The organism is Amycolatopsis albidoflavus, assembly GCF_039525725.1.
Classification (GTDB): domain Bacteria; phylum Actinomycetota; class Actinomycetes; order Mycobacteriales; family Pseudonocardiaceae; genus Amycolatopsis; species Amycolatopsis albidoflava.
The window spans coordinates 315304-333802 of the sequence record NZ_BAAAHV010000009.1 but is presented as its reverse complement, the minus strand read 5'-3'; the positions used below and the strand labels follow the sequence as shown (position 1 = coordinate 333802).

The 18499-nt window shown below is 69.6% G+C and carries 22 protein-coding genes; 7 read left to right on the top strand and 15 right to left on the bottom strand.

The features are described from left to right. Positions 1-30: 30 nt before the first annotated feature. From ABD156_RS13540 to ABD156_RS13505, 8 genes are all read right to left on the bottom strand, one after another. Complete coding sequence (locus ABD156_RS13540) at positions 31-1785, bottom strand: sensor histidine kinase (protein ID WP_344271640.1); 1755 nt, start codon at positions 1783-1785, stop codon at positions 31-33. Next, a complete protein-coding gene (locus tag ABD156_RS13535) occupies positions 1775-2464 on the bottom strand; it encodes a response regulator transcription factor (RefSeq protein WP_344271637.1) in 690 nt (229 codons plus the stop codon). The genes ABD156_RS13540 and ABD156_RS13535 overlap by 11 nt, the downstream gene beginning before the upstream one ends. A gap of 66 nt (positions 2465-2530) precedes the next feature. Continuing rightward, positions 2531-3139 (bottom strand): RdgB/HAM1 family non-canonical purine NTP pyrophosphatase, encoded by a 609-nt coding sequence (gene rdgB / locus ABD156_RS13530; RefSeq protein ID WP_344271634.1) that lies wholly within the window; start codon positions 3137-3139, stop codon positions 2531-2533. Beyond that, positions 3136-3912, bottom strand: a complete 777-nt coding sequence (gene rph / locus ABD156_RS13525) for a ribonuclease PH (protein ID WP_344271632.1) — start codon at positions 3910-3912, stop codon at positions 3136-3138. Before rph ends, rdgB begins: the two co-directional genes overlap by 4 nt. A gap of 37 nt (positions 3913-3949) precedes the next feature. Then, positions 3950-4717, bottom strand: coding sequence for an MBL fold metallo-hydrolase (locus ABD156_RS13520; RefSeq protein WP_344271629.1), 768 nt, complete (start codon positions 4715-4717; stop codon positions 3950-3952). Positions 4718-4753: 36 nt separating this feature from the next. Further along, complete coding sequence (gene murI, locus ABD156_RS13515; protein ID WP_344271626.1) at positions 4754-5554, bottom strand: glutamate racemase; 801 nt, start codon at positions 5552-5554, stop codon at positions 4754-4756. Next, positions 5551-6237, bottom strand: coding sequence for a rhomboid family intramembrane serine protease (locus tag ABD156_RS13510; protein WP_377927000.1), 687 nt, complete (start codon positions 6235-6237; stop codon positions 5551-5553). The genes murI and ABD156_RS13510 overlap by 4 nt, the downstream gene beginning before the upstream one ends. 210 nt (positions 6238-6447) lie before the next feature. Then, positions 6448-7767 carry an MFS transporter gene (locus tag ABD156_RS13505; protein WP_344271623.1) on the bottom strand — a complete coding sequence of 440 codons (1320 nt, stop codon included), beginning with the start codon at positions 7765-7767 and terminating at the stop codon, positions 6448-6450. 22 nt (positions 7768-7789) lie between these two features. On the opposite strand from ABD156_RS13505, the gene ABD156_RS13500 reads away from it, so the two are divergent. After that, complete coding sequence (locus ABD156_RS13500) at positions 7790-8434, top strand: TetR/AcrR family transcriptional regulator (protein ID WP_344271620.1); 645 nt, start codon at positions 7790-7792, stop codon at positions 8432-8434. A gap of 49 nt (positions 8435-8483) precedes the next feature. Here the strand turns inward: ABD156_RS13500 and ABD156_RS13495 are convergent, their stop codons facing one another. The 3 genes from ABD156_RS13495 to ABD156_RS13485 all read right to left on the bottom strand — a co-directional run bounded on the left by ABD156_RS13495 (position 8484) and on the right by ABD156_RS13485 (position 10192). Next, positions 8484-9434 (bottom strand): PLP-dependent cysteine synthase family protein, encoded by a 951-nt coding sequence (locus ABD156_RS13495; RefSeq protein ID WP_344271617.1) that lies wholly within the window; start codon positions 9432-9434, stop codon positions 8484-8486. 4 nt (positions 9435-9438) lie between these two features. Next, positions 9439-9717, bottom strand: a complete 279-nt coding sequence (locus ABD156_RS13490) for a MoaD/ThiS family protein (RefSeq protein WP_344271615.1) — start codon at positions 9715-9717, stop codon at positions 9439-9441. A 67-nt stretch (positions 9718-9784) separates the two neighbouring features. Continuing rightward, a complete protein-coding gene (locus ABD156_RS13485) occupies positions 9785-10192 on the bottom strand; it encodes a M67 family metallopeptidase (RefSeq protein ID WP_067593663.1) in 408 nt (135 codons plus the stop codon). Positions 10193-10273: 81 nt separating this feature from the next. On the opposite strand from ABD156_RS13485, the gene ABD156_RS13480 reads away from it, so the two are divergent. Then, complete coding sequence (locus ABD156_RS13480; RefSeq protein WP_344271611.1) at positions 10274-10645, top strand: hypothetical protein; 372 nt, start codon at positions 10274-10276, stop codon at positions 10643-10645. A gap of 2 nt (positions 10646-10647) precedes the next feature. Here the strand turns inward: ABD156_RS13480 and ABD156_RS13475 are convergent, their stop codons facing one another. Genes ABD156_RS13475 through clpS form a run of 3 tightly spaced genes read right to left on the bottom strand, consistent with a single transcriptional unit; the run spans position 10648 to position 12499 of the window. Further along, the gene (locus ABD156_RS13475) at positions 10648-11685 is read right to left on the bottom strand and encodes a P1 family peptidase (protein ID WP_344271608.1); all 1038 of its coding nucleotides are present in this window, start codon (positions 11683-11685) and stop codon (positions 10648-10650) included. After that, complete coding sequence (locus ABD156_RS13470) at positions 11646-12203, bottom strand: DUF2017 domain-containing protein (RefSeq protein WP_067593672.1); 558 nt, start codon at positions 12201-12203, stop codon at positions 11646-11648. The genes ABD156_RS13475 and ABD156_RS13470 overlap by 40 nt, the downstream gene beginning before the upstream one ends. Beyond that, positions 12200-12499: an ATP-dependent Clp protease adapter ClpS gene (clpS, locus tag ABD156_RS13465; protein WP_067593947.1), complete on the bottom strand. Its 300-nt coding sequence runs from the start codon at positions 12497-12499 to the stop codon at positions 12200-12202. The genes ABD156_RS13470 and clpS overlap by 4 nt, the downstream gene beginning before the upstream one ends. Positions 12500-12573: 74 nt before the next feature. On the opposite strand from clpS, the gene ABD156_RS13460 reads away from it, so the two are divergent. Together ABD156_RS13460 and ABD156_RS13455 are read left to right on the top strand one after the other, a co-directional pair. After that, positions 12574-13878 (top strand): nicotinate phosphoribosyltransferase, encoded by a 1305-nt coding sequence (locus ABD156_RS13460; RefSeq protein WP_344271600.1) that lies wholly within the window; start codon positions 12574-12576, stop codon positions 13876-13878. Between the two features lie 10 nt (positions 13879-13888). After that, on the top strand, positions 13889-14464 hold the full coding sequence (locus tag ABD156_RS13455) for an isochorismatase family protein (protein ID WP_344271597.1): 576 nt from the start codon (positions 13889-13891) through the stop codon (positions 14462-14464). Between the two features lie 4 nt (positions 14465-14468). Here ABD156_RS13455 and ABD156_RS13450 read toward each other — a convergent pair whose 3' ends face one another. Next, positions 14469-15128 carry a choice-of-anchor P family protein gene (locus ABD156_RS13450; protein WP_344271594.1) on the bottom strand — a complete coding sequence of 220 codons (660 nt, stop codon included), beginning with the start codon at positions 15126-15128 and terminating at the stop codon, positions 14469-14471. Positions 15129-15315: 187 nt separating this feature from the next. Between ABD156_RS13450 and ABD156_RS13445 the strand changes: the two genes are divergently transcribed. The 3 genes from ABD156_RS13445 to ABD156_RS13435 all read left to right on the top strand — a co-directional run bounded on the left by ABD156_RS13445 (position 15316) and on the right by ABD156_RS13435 (position 18439). Continuing rightward, the gene (locus ABD156_RS13445) at positions 15316-15906 is read left to right on the top strand and encodes a biotin transporter BioY (RefSeq protein ID WP_344271591.1); all 591 of its coding nucleotides are present in this window, start codon (positions 15316-15318) and stop codon (positions 15904-15906) included. A 91-nt stretch (positions 15907-15997) separates the two neighbouring features. Further along, entirely contained in the window at positions 15998-18049 is a 2052-nt protein-coding gene (locus ABD156_RS13440) for an ATP-dependent DNA helicase (RefSeq protein ID WP_344271588.1), read from the top strand. A gap of 57 nt (positions 18050-18106) precedes the next feature. Next, entirely contained in the window at positions 18107-18439 is a 333-nt protein-coding gene (locus ABD156_RS13435; RefSeq protein ID WP_067593690.1) for a hypothetical protein, read from the top strand. Positions 18440-18499: the final 60 nt, after the last annotated feature.

Sequence of the window (18499 nt, the reverse complement as noted above, 5' to 3'; positions counted from 1 at the left end):
CACAGCATCGCCGACACCTGCTGGCAAGCGCTACTCACGGAAATTTGCGGGGAAGCGCAAAGTGAACGTCGTGCCTTCGCCGGGGGTGCTGGTGGCGGTCACTTCGCCGCCGTGGGCTTCGGTCAATTTGCGGACGATTGCCAGGCCTAGACCGCTGCCTCCGGAGATTCGGCTTCTCGACGGGTCCGCGCGCCAGAAACGGTCGAAAACCCGGGGCAGATCTTCTGGGGAAATCCCGGTTCCGGTGTCGGTCACTTCGAAAATTGCGTCATTTTCCCGTTGGCTCGCGGTGACGGTTACCGATCCGCCGGGCGGGGTGTGGCGGATCGCATTGGAGACCAGGTTGTCCAGGGCTTGGCGAAGGCGTACGGGGTCCGCGGTAATGGCCGGGTTTTCCATCGGCGGGACGGACAACTGGACGCCCGCGGTTTCGGCGCGCGGGACGTGGGCGGCGGCGAGGTGGGTCAGCAAGGTGTTCGCGTCGATGGGTTCCGGGTGGACGCGCAGCGCGCCGGCGTCGGCCAGTGCGAGGTCTTGCAGGTCGTCCACGATGTGCTGCAGGTGGACTGCTTCTTCCAGCAGCGAGGCGACCAGGTCGTCGTCCAGCTGGCTGATGCCGTCTTGGGTCGCTTCCAGCCAGCCCCGGATGGTGGCCAGCGGGGTGCGCAGTTCGTGCGCGACGTCGCTGACCATCGCTTTGCGGGCGTTCTCCAGCTCTTCCCTCGCCCGCGCCATGTCGTTGAACGCGGTGGCCAGGCGGGCGATCTCGTCCTTGCCTTTGACGCGGACCCGGGCGCCCGTCTCGCCTGCCTTCAGGCGTTGGGCCGCGCCGGTCAGCGCGCGGAGGGGGCGGATCAGGCGGATCGACGCCAGTGCGGTGACGATGACTGTCAGCAGGAGGATCGCGGCGGTGACGGCGATGAGTTTCGTGCGGTTTTCCGACGAGAGAGTGAAGCCGGTCGGGGGCTGGTCGGTGCCTTTTTCGGTGATGTAGAGCCAGGCCGCGGGCGCGACGTACGGGGTCAGCTGCTCTTTGCGGGCTGAGGTTACGCAGTTGGTGATGGTTTGGTCGGTGGCTTGGACGATCGGCCCGTCGAAGGTCCAGGACAGGGCCAGTTTCGCGACCGGGATGGTGCTGTCGTTGCGGCCAAGGCACGCGTCGACCAGGCTGGACAGCTTCGCCAGGGCGGCCCGTTCGGTCTCGGTCGGGCGCTCCAAAAGGCCGGTGCCGCATTGGGCGGTTCCGGCCGGGGCGATGACTCTCGGGTGGCCGCTCGGGGAGATTTCCAGGCTGCCCAGGCCGGTTCGGCGCTGGGTGCAGGAAAGGACTTTTTCGGCGACTTCCTGGAGATCGTCGCGTTCGTCCGCCGGGAGTTTGTAAGGGCCGACGGCGTCGGGGTCGATCCGGTCGGGCGTGGATTTGATGCCAAGGCGGGTGTCGACGGCCAAGGGATCGATGACCGCGGACGGCTGGGTCGGGAGTTTGCCGGGGTTCTGTTCCGAGCTGGCGATCAGCTTGCCCTGCGGGGTGGTCAGGACGATTTTGCGGCCGGTTTTGTCCGCGTAATCGTTGATGGTTTTGGTCGCGCCGGACCACGTGGGATGGGTTGCCGCATACGAAAGCAGAGCCTGGTAGATCGTTCCGTCGTCGGCGAAGAGCTGGCCCTGTTCCCGTTCGATGGCACCGGAAGTGGTCCGGGAGGCTAGCCAGGCGGTGGCCGCGATCGCGCACACCGCGATGGCCGCGGTTACCGCGAAGAGGCGGAAGAGGAGGCTACGGGGCATCGGACTTGGCGGTCAGTTTGTAGCCCACGCCGTAGACCGTGAGGAGTTTCGCCGGCTTTCTCGGATTGGGTTCGATTTTCTTTCTGAGGTTCATGATGTGCACGTCAATAGCGCGCTGGGTGATGTAGCGGTCGAAACCGTGCAGGTGTTCCAAGAGTTGCGCCCTGGTGAAAACCTGGTCCGGCCGCGCGGCCATGACCTCCAGGATCCGGAATTCTCCCGGAGTGGTTTCGATCGGGTTTCCGCTTACCGCGACCTCGTGTTTGTCTTTGTCGACAGTCAGGGTGCCCACTTTGATGGGACCGTCTTTCGCCGCGTTCGTTCGCCGGAGCAGGGTCCGGACCCTAGCCATGAGTTCACGCGGGCTGTAGGGCTTGGTGACGTAGTCGTCCGCGCCCAGGTCGAGGCCCTGGAGCAGATCGTCCTCGGTCGAGCGGGCCGTCAGCATGAGGATCGGCAGGTCGGAGGACGCGCGGATGGTCCGGCAGACGGTCAGGCCGTTCATGCCGGGGAGCATGACGTCCAGGATCAGGAGATCGGGTTCCGCCGTCCGGATTTCCGCCAGTGCGGCTTCGCCGGTGGGCGCGACGGTGACGGTGTGCTGCTCGTGTTCCAGGTAGCGGCGGACCAGTTCCGCTTGTTTGGGATCGTCTTCGGCTAGGACGATATTGGCGCACATACCAGCCGAGACTAGCCCGAGCCCCGCCCCGGAGCCACCAGCGCGGCTCCGGGGCGGGGCCGGCAGTTATGCGTCGGCCAGTTTCCGCAAAGCCGGCAGAAGTGCGCGCAGGGCTTTGCCCCGGTGCGAAGCGGCGTCTTTTTCCGCCGGGGACAGTTCCGCACTGGTTTTCGTTTCGTTTTCCGGCACGAAGATCGGGTCGTAGCCGAAACCGTTGGTTCCGTGCTTTTCCCTTGTCAGCGTGCCTCGCCATTCGGCGCGGACCGTGGTGGCCTCGCCGGACGGGAGCGCCAGCACGGCGGCGCAGACGAAGGCCGCGCCCCGGCGCTCGTCCGGGGTGTCGGTCAGCTGCGCCAGCACCAGGTTCAGGTTCGCTTCGTCGTCGCCGTGCTTGCCGGACCAGCGAGCCGAGAGGACACCGGGCATGCCGTTGAGGGCGTCGACGGTCAGGCCCGAGTCGTCCGCGATGGCGGGCAACCCGGTGGCGGCTACCGCGTCCCGCGCTTTGGCCGCCGCGTTGCCTTCGAAGTCGGGAGCGGTTTCCGGGGCTTCCGGGAACTCCTCGACGTCGTTCAGGCCGAGCACCTCGACGCCCTGGATGCCTTCCGCTTCCAGGATCCGGCGCAGTTCGCCCAGTTTCTTCGCGTTCCGGGTGGCCAGCAGCAGCTTGGTCACTTCTGGCCCTTCTTCTTGTCCGGCCGCGGTTCCGGCAGCTCGCCCGGGTACGGCAGCGCCAGCGCTTCGTTCTGCAGGCGCGTCAATTCCTCGCAGCCGGCCAGTGCCAGGTCCAGCATGGTGTCCAAAGTGGACCTAGCGAAGGTGGCGCCCTCGCCGGTCCCCTGCACCTCGATGAGGGTTCCGGCGTCGGTGGCGACCACGTTCATGTCGACCTCGGCGCGCGAGTCCTCCTCGTACGGCAGGTCGAGGCGCACCCGGCCGTCCACGACGCCGACGCTCACCGCGGCCACCGAGGACGACAGCGGCTGCGGGTCGTTGAGCCGGTTCGCCGCGCCCAGCCAGGTGATCGCGTCCGCCAGGGCCACGTAGCCGCCGGTGACCGCGGCGGTGCGGGTGCCGCCGTCGGCCTGGATCACGTCGCAGTCGATGACGATGGTGTTCTCGCCGAGCGCGGCCAGGTCGATGCAGGCGCGCAGGGAGCGGCCGATCAACCGGGAGATCTCGTGCGTCCGGCCGCCGATCCGGCCCTTCACGGCCTCGCGGTCGCTGCGGGTGTTGGTCGCGGACGGAAGCATCGCGTATTCGGCGGTGACCCAGCCGAGACCGGACCCGGCGCGCCAGCGCGGCACGCCCTCGGTCACGCTCGCCGCGCACAGCACCCTGGTGTTGCCGAACTCGACGAGCACCGACCCGGCAGGCCACTTCTGGAACCCGCGGGTGAGCTTCACTTCGCGGAGCTGGTCGTCGTTCCTGCCATCTTTTCTAGCCACGGGGAGCACTCTAGGACGTGCCCCCGACAGTTTCGCGTCAGAGGTCGTAGACCGCGCCTTGCGTCACCAGCTCGGCATCCGGGAACACGGCTTTGGCCTCGGCCAGGACGGCATTCCGGTCGGTCCACGGAGCGACGTGGGTCAGCAGCAGACGGCCGACCCCGGCGTCCTTGGCCAGTTCACCGGCTTCTTTCCCGGAGAGGTGCACGCCTTTCGGACGGTCGGCGGCATCGGTCCAGGACGCTTCGGAGAGCAGGACATCGACACCGTCGGCCAGTTCGCCCAGACCGCGACACAGCCCGGTGTCGCCGGTGTACGCGAGAATGGTGCCGCCGTACGCGATGCGCAGGCCGAAAGCTGGCGTCGGGTGGTACACAGCGACGGCTGTCACGTCGAAGGGGCCGATTTCGATCGTCTCTTCGCGCAGCTCGTGGAACTCGTACACGTCCGACAGATCCGCAGCGGCGCGCTCGGCGGCGTCGGCCGCGTACGCGTGCGCGAGACGCGAAGGCGCTTCTGCTGGCGCGTACAGCGGCAACTGCCGCGGCCGGGCGGGGTATGGCGGCGCGGGGTGATAGCGGCGAAGCACTGTCAGCGAGTTGACGTCGGCGCAGTGGTCGGCGTGCAGGTGCGAAAGGACGAGCGCGTCCAGGTCAAACGGGTCCAGCACAGTCTGCAATTGGGCGAACGTGCCGGTGCCCAGCTCGAGACCGAGCCGGTAGCCCTCCGCCTCCAGGAGATACCCGGACGCGGCGGCGTCCGGCCCGGGGATGCTGCCCGAACACCCGAGGATCGTCAGTCGCACCCCGTCACCCTAACTCCGCACAGCGGCGCCGCAGCGTCACGCGCTGACCGGGTCCAGCGCACCCGGCGCGAAGCCCATGAACCGCTGCGCCAAGCGGGCGAACGGTTCCGGCGAACCAGTGGCGAGGAACTCGTGCTTCGGCGGCTCGTCGCGCTCGGCGAGCAGGTCGAGTTCGGTCAGCACGCGGTAGAGGTCCTTGGCGGTTTCGTCGGCGCTGGAGACGAGCGTGACGTCCTGTCCCATCACGATCTGCAGCACGCCGGACAGCAGCGGATAGTGCGTGCAGCCGAGGATGAGCGTGTCCACCTCGGCTTCGAGCAACGGCTGCAGATAACCCTGTGCCAGCCCGAGAATCTGTCGGCCGGTCGTGATGCCGCGCTCCACGAAGTCCACGAAGCGCGGGCAGGCGACACTGGTGAGGCGTACGTCCGGCGCGGCGGCGAAGGCGTCGTCATACGCCCTCGAACGCACAGTGCCCTCGGTGCCGATCAGGCCGACGCGTCCGGTGTGCGTGGCGACGGCTGCCCGGCGCGCGGCGGGAAGGACCACTTCGATGACTGGTACGTCGTAGCGTTCGCGCGCGTCGCGAAGACAGGCGGCGGACGCTGTGTTGCACGCGATCACCAATGCCTTCACCCCGCTCTCGACCATGTCGTCGAGAGCGGCGAGCGCGTACTCGCGAGCGGTGGCGATGGGCAACGGGCCGTACGGGTTGCGCGCGGTGTCGCCGACGTAGCGGAGCTGTTCGGCAGGCAGCAGTTCGAGAATCGAGCGTGCGACGGTGAGCCCGCCGACGCCGGAGTCGAAAACACCGATGGGCGCGCCGGGAGAACTCACCCCCCGAGGTTACCCGGCGTCGTCGGCTCGATCTTCGGGGATTTGACGCGTTCGCCGCGTGAAGTCAGCCACGCGGCGAGGATGCCGGCCAGCGCGCCGAAGAGGTGGCCCTGCCAGGAGATGCCGGGATTGCCGGGCAGCAGGCCCCAGAGCATCCCGCTCCAGATGCCCAGCAGCACGACCGCGACCGCGATCTGCGCGAGCGACCGGTGGAACAGGCCGCGCACCAGCAGGTACGCGAGCCAGCCGAAGGCGAGCCCGGACGCGCCGACGGTGTAGGCGTTCGACGGTCCGACCAGCCACACCCCGAGCCCGGAAACCAGCCAGATGATCGCGGTGACCACGGCGAACCGGCCGATGCCCGCCGCCATCGCGAGGAAGGAGAAGATCAGCACCGGGACCGTGTTGGAGAACAGGTGCGACCAGCCCGCGTGCAGCAGCGGCGCCCAGAGGATGCCGTCGAGGCTGGAGGCGTCCCGCGACAGGATCCCGCCGTGGGTGAACTCGCCGGGCAGGATCACGTCGAGCAGTTCCACGAGGTACAGCACCGCCACGAACCCCAGCGCGACGAACGCCGCGGCCTTGGGATTGGGCGGCAGGATGCGCTTCGCGGCGTCGACCGGCTTGCCGCCGCCGGCAGCGGGCGGCGGCGACGTCGGCGGGAGGGGAGGCAGTGTGCTCACGCCCTCAGGCTACGTCGGCGGGAAGCGGACGGCCTCGGGAGAAATCCCTGAACTTGGCCCTGGGTGACCTGCCGTGAAGGACTCCTTGAGGGAATCAGATTCCTTCAAGGAGTCCTTCACGGCAGGGCCCGGCCACGCGGGGTCGCGCGGGTCGTGAGGGGAACCCTGAGGGACTCAGAGTCCGTGAAGGTGGCCCTCACGGACCGGTAGTCACGCCATTGCTGGCTTCCGGAGCAAGTTTCCGTAGGCGGCGAACAAGGCGGAAAGCAGCGCGGCCACCGCTGCCACCGCGAAGCTCCATCCAGGACCCCCGGCCGACAACACCACCGCGCCGACCGCTCCGGCGAGGCTGCTGCCCACCACCCGAACCAGCGCGTTGATCCCGCCGGCGGCGGCCGTTTTCGCGGGCTCGACGTGCTCGACCGCCATCGTCCCCAGCGCGGCGTACCCGAGCCCGATCCCCAGCCCCAGCACCGCCGCGACGGCATAAAGCCCAAGCCCGTCCCCCGGCAACGTCGTCAGCCACAACGCGGCCACCAGCACCACCGCCGAACCGCCAGCGACCAGCGCGGGCGCGCTGAACCGGCGCATCAACGAACCAGCCAGCACGGAAACCACGAGCATCAGGATGGTCGTCGGCAAGAGATAAAGGCCTACCTGCAACACCGACGCCTTGAGCACGCCTTGCGCGTACGCCGAAAGCGTCATGATCGTGGCGAACAGCGCGAAGCCGAGCAGGAACGACGCCACCGTCGCGCCGACCGTTTTTCGGTGCAGCAGCATGGGAATCTCAATCAACGGCGTCTTCGTGCGCCGCGCCGTCACCACCCACACCGTCGCCAGCACCACGGCCGCGACCAGCAGCCCGACGGTCCCCCAGCCCCATTCGGAACCCTTGCTGATCGCCAGCAGCAGACAGATCAGCCATCCCGACACCAGCGTCGCGCCCAGCAGATCCGGCGAACCGCTCCGCACCGCGGCCGTCCGGTCCTCCTTAACCGCGGCGACCAGCGCGAACGCCACCACGCCGAGGCCCGCCAGCACCCAGAACACCAGCTGGTGATCGCCACCGGCGAGCCCGGCGAGGATCATCCCGCCACCGCTGCCCGCGCCGATCGTCGCGCTCAGAACGCCGATCGCGGTCGGCAGCGATCGGGCCGGCAAAACAGTCCTGACCTGGCCGATCGCCAGCGGAAGCAACGGCGCGGCCGTCCCCTGCAGAATCCGGCCGACGACCAGCAGCGGCAGCGAGCCCGCCACGGCCGCCAGCACCGATCCCCCGACCAGCAACGCCAGCACGACCAGCGACATCGCGCGCCTGCCGTACAGGTCGCCGAGCTGCGCGACCAGCGGAATCGCGACCGCGCCCGCCAGCAGCCCGGCAGTCAACGCCCACGACACCGAACTCAGCGGCACGCCCAGCTTGAGCTGCAGCCGCGGCAGCAACGGCACCACCACAGTCATCTGCAAAGTCCCGACCGCCACCGCGAACGCCAGCGCGGCGACCGTCCCCCAGTAGTTTCTATACATGTATAAAAAGTAGCATGGCGACATGCCAGCGCGCACCGGCCGACCGCCGAAGATCTCCAAAGCCGACATCGTGGCCGCCGCTCACCGGGTCATCGAGGAGGACGGCGTCGACGCGTTGACCATGCGGCGGCTCGCCCGCGAGGTCGGCAGCACGGCGATGGCGCTGTACCACCACGTGCGCGACAAAGAGGGCCTGCTTCTGCTGCTGCTGGACGACTACGCGCACCGCGAGATGCCTCGGCCGGAGAACCTCCCCGAGGAGCCGGCGGAGCGGATCGTGGCGGTCGCGAAGGCGATGCGGGACGGGCTGGCGGGCTGCCCGTGGATCGTGGACGTGCTGCGCTCCGACGACCTGCTGTCAGTCGGAGGGCTGTGGTACCCGGAGAAAATCGTTGCGGCGGCGGCAAAAGCGGGCCTGCCGACCGATGCGGCGGTGGAGGTCTACCGAGCGGTGTGGCACTACACGCTGGGCGAGATCAGTTCCCGCGCGGCCGCCGCGCACCGACGGGATCGGGGCGGCGACACCTACCGCGAGCGAGTCTTCGCGGAACTGGACGCGACGGAATTCCCGGCGCTCGCCGAGATCGGACCGCACTGGGAAACCCTTACCGCACAAGACACTTACGAACGAGGCGTCCGCGCACTCGTCGCGGGATTACTGCCGTGAGGGGAACCCTGAGGGAATCAGAGTCCCGCAGGGTTCCCCTCACGGACGGTCAGGCCCAGAGCTGACCGTCAAGCCGTTCTGCCGCTTCGTCCAGCGACCCGGAATACGCGCCGGTCGACAGATACTTCCAGCCGGCGTCCGCGACCACGAAGGCCACGTCCGCCTTCTCGCCGCGAGCGGCGGCCTTCTCCGCGACCCCGAGCGCCGCGTGCAGCACCGCGCCCGTGGAGATCCCGGCGAAAATGCCCTCGTGCTCCAGCAACTCCCGCGTCCGCCGGAGAGCGTCGTACGCCCCCACCGAATAGCGTCCGTTGAGCACACTCTCGTCGTAGAGCTCCGGCACGAACCCCTCGTCGAGGTTGCGCAGGCCGTACACCAGCTCGCCGTACCGCGGCTCGGCCGCGATGACCTGGACGTCCGGCTTGTGCTCGTGCAGGTACCGGCCGACCCCCACCAGCGTCCCGGTCGTGCCGAGCCCGCCGACGAAATGGGTCAGCGTCGGCAGGTCCTTGAGCAGCTCCGGCCCGGTCCCGCGATAGTGCGCGTCCGCGTTGGCCGGGTTGCCGTACTGGTACAGCATCACCCAGTCCGGGTTCTGCTTCGCCAGCTCCTTGGCCCGCCGCACCGCCTCGTTCGAACCGCCCGCGGCCGGCGAGAACACGATCCGCGCGCCGTACGCCTGCAGCAGCTGCTTGCGTTCGGTGGACGTGTTCTCCGGCATCACGCACACCAGGCCGTAGCCCTTGAGCTTCGCGGCCATGGCCAGCGAAATCCCGGTGTTGCCCGAGGTCGGTTCGAGGATCGTGGACCCGCGCCGCAGGATGCCGTCCCGCTCCGCCGCCTCGATCATGGCCAGCGCGGGCCGGTCCTTGATCGAGCCGGTCGGGTTGCGGTCCTCGAGCTTCGCCCACAGCCGCACCTCGTCGGTCGGCGACAGCCGCGGCAGGCCGACCAGCGGCGTGCCGCCGAGGGCGTCGAGGAGGGACTCGTAGCGAGTCATCGACTCAGCGCGCGCCGCCCGCGACGGCGGGCAGGATGGTGAGGGTGTCGCCGTCCTTGACCTCGGCGGCGAGCCCGCCGGAGAAGCGCACGTCCTCGTCGTTGACGTAGACGTTGATGAAGCGGTGCAGCTTCTCCTCCTTGACCAGGCGCGCCTTCAGCCCGGCGTGCCGCGACTCGACGTCGTCGATGATCTCGAGGACGGTCTTGCCCGCCGCCTCGACGGACTTCTCGCCGCCGGTGTGGGTGCGCAGGATGGTCGGGATGGACACGGTGACGGCCATGGTTCTTACCTCCGGTGGGTTCCTAACACGCTGACGCATCGGACGCCGCGCTTTATTCCGCAAGAGTTCAGTCGAGGATCTCGACCGGCTCCTCGGTGATCTCGGCGTCCACGATCCGGTACGAGCGGAACTCGTGCGAATCGGGCTCTCTTGTCGAGACGAGCACGTAGTGCGCGTCGGGTTCGGCGGCGATGTTCGCGTCGGTGCGCGACGGATAGGCCTCGGTCGCCGTGTGCGAGTGGTAGATGACCACCGGGACCTCGTCGTTCGCGTCCATCTCGCGATAGAGCTTGAGCAGGTCGCCCGAGTCGAACTCGTAGAACGTCGGCGAGCGGGCCGCGTTCAGCATCGGGATGAACCGCTCGGGGCGGTCCGAGCCCACAGGACCGGCCACCACCCCGCACGCTTCGTCGGGGTGGTCACGGCGGGCGTGGGCGACGATCTCGTCGACGAGTTCACGGCGGATCCGGAGCACACGGACATCTTAGTTCGTGGACCGAACGAGTCCACACTGTGAGAGCTACCGCTCATCCCCAGGTCAGGGCACAATAACGGGATGCCGGTGTCCTCGAAGCTCCGCGAACGCTGCCGTCGCCTGCTGGCCGAGGGGGACGTCGTCCAGTACGTGTTCCCCGCCACATCGCTGATGATTTCGATGATGGCCGCGCACCGGAGCTTCGTCATCGTGGTCACCGATCGGCACGTGACGGTGCTCGCCTGCAGCACTTTCCGCCGGTCGAAGCCGGTTTCGGTGTGGGAACAGCTGCCGCGCTCGACCGAGCTGGGCCCGGTGGACCTGCATCCCTCGCTCGGGCCGACCGTTTCCTTCGGCGGCCTGGTGCTGGAGATCGACGAGGAGTACGTGGCCACCGTGCGCGCCGCCGACCTCGAGCGGAGCGAGGACGCGCTCCCGCAGGACCCGTTCTGACCTCAGCCCAGCGCTTCCGGCCACACATCCCGGTACGCCGGGATGTGTGCCGCGGAGGTCGCCGACAACAGCCCGTGCACCATCGCCCGCGCGAACACCCGCGCCGACGCCGCGCACAACGCGTCCAACGCGCCCGCTCGCGCCGCCACCGCGAACGACCCGGGCTCCCCCGGCAGCTCCCGCGCGCCGGTCGCCAGCGCGAAAACGGTGTCGCCGTCGAACATCGAATGCGCCGGACGCACCGCCCGCGCCAGCCCGTCCTGCGCGGCGACTGTCAACCGGCGTGCTTCGGCCTTCGTCAGCGCGGCATCGCAAGCCACCACACCGATCGTGGTGTTCAGGTCCGTCCGCTGCCCCGGCACTTCGCCCGGCCGATCCGGCCAGCGGACGCCGAACTCGCCGTTCACTTCATGGTCTCCGGCAAACGCCCGCCCAGTCGCGAAATCCACCGCTTGGCCCGCCGCGTTCACCGCGACGATCGCGCCGACCGTCACCTCACCGACGACCTCGCTCGCCGTCCCGATGCCGCCTTTGAGCGAGCCGACCACCGCGCCCGAGCCCGCGCCGACGGTACCCATCGCGACGGCGTCCCCGGCTGCTTCGCAAGCGGCGTAACCGAAATCGGCGTCCGGCCGGTTGCCCCATTCGCTGCGCGGCAGGTCGAAGAGCACCGCCGCGGGCACGATCGGCACGACCTCATACGGTTGCGCGCCAACGGGAAACCCGTGGTTCCGCTCGGACAGCCACCGCATCACGCCGTCCGCCGCCGCGAGCCCGTACGCGCTTCCGCCGGAGAGACAGACCGCGTTCACCTGCTGTACCAGGTTTTCCGGCTCCAGCAGGTTGGTTTCGCGGGTTCCCGGCGCGCCGCCGCGCTGATCGACCGCGCCGGTCGCGCCGTCCGGCACGAGCACGACCGTGGTTCCGGTGGCCCAGCCGTCGCCGAGCCTCTCGTAATGGCCTACGAGCACGCCCGGAACATCGGTGATTTTCCCGCCGGTCAGCCGGTCAGCGCCTGGATCAGCGTCTCCTGCACCCATGTCAGCCAATGGTAGACGCCGAGATGGGGTGCGCGGGGGTCGTCGTCCGGCAGCTCGTCGGGCATGTCCTCGGTGACGTCGAGCGCCGTGCCCAGCGCCAGCCGGACGTCGTTCAGCGCGCCGAGCCAGGCGTCGGCCTGCTCGAAGGTCAGCTTCACCGAACCGCCGTCGCGCGGGAGCGTGTCGAGCACGATCTTCGCGACGCCCACCTTCTTCTCCAGCAGCTCCGGCTCGTGCAGCGACCGCATCGCCGCCGCCGAATCGAGATCCTCGCGGCTCGGGTTGTCCGGGTCGAGCCGGTGGAAGTCCGGCAGCAGCCGCGACAGCACCGGGTCGTCCGGCGATTCCGCGGGGCCGGTGCGGATCCCGGTCAGCTCGGCGAGTTCGTCCTGCGGGGCCTCCTCGGCCCGGGCGGTGAGCATGTCCTCCAGCTGCCCGACCAGCCCGCGCAGCACCGCGGCTTCCTGCTGTTCGAACCCGGCGAGGATGGCGTCCCCCTTGCGCCGCCAGGCCTTCACGAGGGCTGTTCCATGGTCGCCCACAGGCCCGCCGCGTGCAGCTTCGCCACGTCGGTCTCCACCTTCTCCTTCGAACCGGACGACACGATCGCCCTGCCCTTGTTGTGCACGTCGAGCATCAGCTTCGTGGCGTGGTCCCGGCTGTAGCCGAACAGCTTCTGCAGGACGTACGTCACGTACGACATCAGGTTCACCGGGTCGTTCCAGACGATCGTCCGCCAGGGCTGGTCGGATTCGGCCAGCTCGGCCCCGAGTGGATCGACCTGCGTCTGTTCGGATGCGACAGGCGTGGACATGCACACCATGGTGTCACGGGGCCATCCCGGTACGCCGCGCCAGGTCCGTCCATGTGAGTGAATAGGCTGCTCCCATGGGTTCCCCCGAGCCGGTCACCAGCGCCAGCACGGCGCTGCTCACCGACCACTACGAGCTGACCATGCTGGCGAGCGCGCTCGCGGACGGGACGGCCGACCGGCCGTGCGTGTTCGAAGTGTTCGCGCGACGGCTTCCCGACGGCCGCCGTTACGGCGTCGTCGCGGGCACCGCGCGCGTGCTCGACGCGATCGCCGACTTCCGGTTCACCGACGCCGAGCTGACCATGCTGGAGCAGACCGCGGTCGTCGACCCGGAAACGCTGGCGTGGCTGGCGGACTACGAGTTCCGCGGCGACATCGACGGCTACCGCGAAGGCGACCTGTACTTCCCCGGTTCGCCGATCCTCACCGTGACCGGCAGTTTCGCCGAGGCCGTGGTGCTGGAGACGCTGGTGCTGTCGATCCTCAACCACGACAGCGCGATCGCGTCCGCGGCGGCGCGGATGTCCGGCGCGGCGCACGGCAGGCCGATCATCGAGATGGGCGGACGGCGCACGCACGAGTACGCCGCGGTCGCCGCCGCGCGCGCCTCCTACCTGGCCGGATTCGCCACCACGTCGAACCTCGAAGCGGGCCGCCGCTACGGGATTCCGACGCGCGGCACCGTCGCGCACGCCTTCATGCTGCTGCACGACAGCGAGGAAGCGGCGTTCCGCGCTCAGGTCAGCAAGATGGGCGCGGACACCACGCTTCTGGTGGACACCTACGACATCACCGCGGGCATCGAGGCGGCCGTGCGCGTCGCCGGCCCGGAGCTGGGCGCGATCCGGATCGACTCCGGCGACGTCGGCCCGCTCGCCCGCAAGGCCCGCGACCAGCTCGACGCGCTCGGCGCGAAAGACACCCGGATCGTGGTGTCCGGCGACCTCGACGAGCACGCGATCGCGGCGTTGCGCGCGGAACCGGTGGACGCCTACGGCGTGGGCACCTCGGTGGTCACCGGATCCGGCGCGCCGACCGCCGGGATGGTGTACAAGCTGGTCGAGGTCGACGGCCGCCCGGTCGCGAAACGCAGTGCGCACAAGGAATCCCGGGGCGGGCGCAAGCACGCGCTGCGGCGGCACCGCAGCACCGGCACGGCGGTCGAGGAAGTGGTCTGGACCGCCGCCAGCGGCCGCCCGGAGCCCGGCGAGAACGATCTCGACCTGCAGATACCCCTGGTGCGAGAGGGCGCGCCGGTGGATGATCTGCCCACGCTGGACGACGCGCGTGCCCGCCTGCGGCGCGCGCAGGTGAGCCTGCCGTGGGAGGGCCTCAAGCTCTCGCACGGCGAGCCCGCGATACCGACGACTTTTCTGTAGGGAGCCGACCATGGGAACCGCGCTGATCGTGGTGGATGTGCAAAACGACTTCTGCGAGGGAGGCTCGCTCGGCCTGCCGGGCGGGGCGGCCGCCGCGGCCGCCATCTCGCAGCGGATGGCCGACGGCGGCTACACCCACATCGTCGCCACCCGCGACCACCACATCGATCCGGGCGACCACTTCAGCGACACGCCCGACTTCAACACCAGCTGGCCGCGGCACTGCGTCGCGGGCACGGCGGGCGCGTCGTTCCACTCGGCGCTGGACGTGGTGCCGGTCGAGGCGGTGTTCTCGAAGGGCGAGTACACCGCCGCGTACTCCGGTTTCGAGGGCAAGTCCGGCGACGGCAAGACGCTCGAGGAATGGCTGCGCGCGCACGAGGTGATCGACGTCGAGGTCGTCGGCATCGCGACGGATTTCTGCGTGCGCGCCACCGCCCTCGACGCCGCTCAGGCCGGGTTCAACGTGCAGGTGCTGCTGGACCTGACCGTGGGCGGATCGCAGCCGACGGTGGACGCGACGCTGAAGGACTTCGACGAGGCGGGCGTGCGCTACGTCGGCACGCCCGCGCTGCCGCCTGCCTGACCTGTCACGGCTTGGGCGCACCGCCCTTGCCGTACGGGTTGCACGCCGCGGTGCCGAGGTAGATGTCCCCGCTCGCCGGACCGCCTTGCGGGAACAGCTTCACGTGCACCGCGTGCGTGACCAGGCTGCCGTCGGCGGGCTGCGGCGTCACGGTCTCGTTCAGCGTGATCGTGGCCAGCGCCGTGCCCGCCGCGCCGCCGGGGATCGTGATCCGATAGTTCGCCGGGATCGACGACGGAATGGTGAACCCGGAGACCTCGCCGATCGACATCGAGCCGGTGCTGCCCGAATCCGTCGTGGTGGCGCAGCCGACCGAGTACGTGCGGACCTTCAGCTCGGGCCCGCCGTACCGGGTCAGCAGGTCGGATTCGAACCGCTGCCCGCCGGTTTTCACCTGCGCGACCGGGCCCTTCCGCTCGCAGCTGGTGCCGCCGAACCCGAACACCGCGACCTCGCCCGCCGCGCCGCCGGGAGTGCGCGCGGACGCCGGTCCGTCGGCGTCGCAGCGGGCTAATTCGCCGGTGACCACGTGCTCGTGGTCCACCAGCACGTCGAGGCTGCCCGCGGAACCCCAGCCGGTGGACGTGACCGGCGGATCGGCGTGTGCCGCCGCCGGCGCCGCAGCCAGCAGAACCCCGGTGACCAGCAGGATCCGTCCGCGCATTCGACCTGTCTCCCTTCGCCCGTGCTTCGACATCGGCAGCGCGGCAGGGGTCCCAAACGTCGACGGTCGCAGCTCACCCGGACGTGTGGCGGAAGACAGGGGTGGTGAGGAACGCAACTTGTCTCGTTCCGCCGCCTCGCTCGACGATAACCTGCCCGGACGTCCGTTTTCCGTGGTTGGAGGTCCCGTGTCGTCACTGTCTCTCCCGGCCCGCCGTCAGGTGCTGGCCGACCTCGTGCCCGGCACCCTGGTGCGCGACCTGGCGCTGGTCGCCGGCGGCGCCGTGCTCACCGGCGCGGCCGCGCAGCTGGTCATCCCGCTTCCGGGCACGCCGGTGCCGATGACCGGCCAGACCTTCGCCGCGCTGCTCGTCGGCGCGACGCTCGGCATGCGCCGCGGCGCCGCCTCGATGCTGCTGTACTTGCTCGTCGGCGCGGCCGGCGTGCCGTGGTTCCAGGGCGGGACCGCCGGGCTGTCCGGCGCCTCGGCCGGGTACATCGTCGGGTTCGTGTTCGCCGGCGCGCTCGTGGGCGCGCTCGCCCGCCGCGGCGGCGACCGCACTCCGCTGCGCACGGCGGGGACCATGGTGCTCGGCAATGTCGTGATCTACGCCTTCGGCGTGCCGTGGCTGATGGCCGCCACCGGATTCGACCTCGCCACCGCTTTCGACAAGGGCGTCACGCCGTTTCTCGTGGGCGACGTGCTGAAGACCGTGGTCGCGGCGGGTGTGCTGCCGCTCGCGTGGGCCGCGGTTTCGCGGTTCCGCAAGGAAGACTGAGCCGTAAATCCGGGGTCTTCGATCCGGCGCGAGGGGTCCGTTCGCGCCGGATCGAAGATCCTGTCGGACCTGGCGGCTATCGTGTCTCGCTGTGCCCGCCCGAACCGATTTCCCCGGCGTCCTCGAACTCCTCACCCACGCGGTGGAGTCTGTCGGCGGCGCTGAACGCCCCGGCCAGGTGAAGATGGCCGATGCCGTCGGCCACGCCATCCGCACCGGCGAACACCTCGCCGTGCAAGCGGGAACGGGCACCGGCAAATCGCTGGCGTACCTGGTGCCCGCGATCCGGCACGCGGTGGAGAAAGACACCACCGTCGTCGTCTCCACGGCCACCATCGCGTTGCAGCGCCAGCTGGTCGACCGTGATCTCCCGCGGCTGGCCAAGGCGCTCAAGAAGCCGCTCGGGCGCGAACCGACCTTCGCGATCCTCAAGGGCCGCCGCAACTATCTGTGCCTGCACCGGCTCGACACCGGCCCGGCCGACGAGCCCGAGGACGCGCAGCTGTTCGACCCGTTCGCGGTGTCCCGGCTCGGCAAGGAAGTCACCCGGCTGCACGAGTGGACGTCGGACACCGAAACCGGCGACCGCGACGAGCTGGTGCCCGGCGTGTCCGACCAGGCGTGGCGGCAGGTTTCCGTCACCGCAAGGGAATGCCTCGGCGCCGCGAAGTGCCCAGTCGGCACCGATTGCTTCGCCGAGCGCGCGCGAGCCGAAGCGGGCCGCGCCGATGTCGTGGTCACCAACCACGCGCTGCTCGCCATCGACGCGCTGCAGGGCTACCAGGTGCTGCCGGACCACGACCTGGTGATCATCGACGAGGCGCACGATCTGGTCGACCGCGTCACGTCGGTCGCGACCGGCGAACTCACCAGCGCCATGGTCTCGGCCGCCGCGCGCCGCTGCGGAAAGCTGATGGACGCGGGGATCGCGGACCGGCTGCTGGAGTCGTCGGACGGGCTCGCGCTGATCCTCGACGACATCCCGTCCGGAAGGCTCGACGCGCTGCCGAAGCCGTTGCAGGGCGCGATCCCGGCGGTGCGTGACGCGGCGAAAGAATGCCTCACCGCGCTGGGCTCGGATCGCAAGGAAGACGTCGGCGAGGCGACCGCGCGCAAGCTGGCGCGGTCGCTGCTCGAAGAAGTGCACGACACCGCGGTGCGGCTGCTCGACGCGTACGACGAGGATCTGGCGCACCAACGCGACGTCGTCTGGCTGACTGGGGACAAGTACTCCGCGAATCCGCGCCCGCCGGCGTTGAAAGTCGCGCCGCTCGGCGTCGCGGGGTTGTTGCGGGAGCGCGTGTTCAACCAGCACACCACCGTGCTGACCTCGGCGACGCTCACCCTGGGCGGCGAATTCGACACCATGGCACGGCAATGGGGTCTGCCGCCGAGCGGCGCGCGCGTGGTGAAGTCGCCGGGCACGGCCACCGACAAGGAAGCCCCCTCCGACGAGGACAACGGCCCGAAGTGGACCGGGCTGGACGTCGGTTCGCCGTTCGACCACCGCCGCAACGGCATCCTCTACCTCGCCAAGCACCTGCCGCCGCCCGGCCGCGACGGGCTCGCCGAGTCCACAATGGACGAACTGGCCGCGCTGGTCGAAGCCGCGGGCGGCCGGACGCTGGGCCTGTTCTCCTCGATGCGCGCGGCGAAACAGGCCGCGGAGGCGATGCGGGAACGGCTCGACCACCCGATCCTCTGCCAGGGCGACGACGCCACGCCGTTGCTGGTGCGGCAGTTCTCCGAAGACGCGCGGACCTGCCTGTTCGGCACGCTCACGCTGTGGCAGGGCGTGGACGTGCCCGGGCCGTCGCTGCAGCTCGTGGTGGTGGACCGGATCCCGTTCCCCCGCCCGGACGATCCGGTGTCGTCCGCACGCCAACGCGCGGTGGAAGCCCGGGGCGGCAACGGATTCCTCACCGTCGCCGCGACGCACGCGGCGCTGCTGCTGGCACAGGGCACCGGACGGCTCCACCGCTCGGTCACCGACCGCGGCGTAGTGGCCGTGCTGGACTCCCGCCTGGCCACCGCGCGCTACGGCGGTTTCCTGCGCGCGTCGCTGCCGCCGTTCTGGCCGACAACAGATCCGCAGGTCGCACGGGACGCGCTGAAGCGACTCGACGCGGCCGCGCCCGCCTGACCGAGCGCACGGGACAGGCGGGTACGGTGAGTGGAACGAACACGACAGGGAGCACCGTTGACCCAGGATTCGTCCAGCGCACAATCCCGGACCGTCAGTGTTGACGACACCGGGGTGCGGCGCCGGCTCGCCGATGGCAGCGAAGAAGCTGTGACGTGGTCAGAACTGAGCTCGGTCATGGTGAGAGTCATCCCCGACGGCCCCTGGAACGAAGACGTCTTCTTCATGCTGGTCGGCAACGACGGCAAAGGCACGGCAGTCCCGAGCGGCGACCCGGCCGCGGACGCCCTCATCGAACGCCTGCAGACCTTGCCCGGCTTCGACAACGAGAAGTTCATCGAGGCGATGACCACGGACGCCGACCAGGCGTACGTGGTGTGGCAAAGCTGATCCGGAATCCCTGAAGCCGCTCCACGCTCCGGGGCGGCGTCCGGGCTGCTGCCGCTTTCG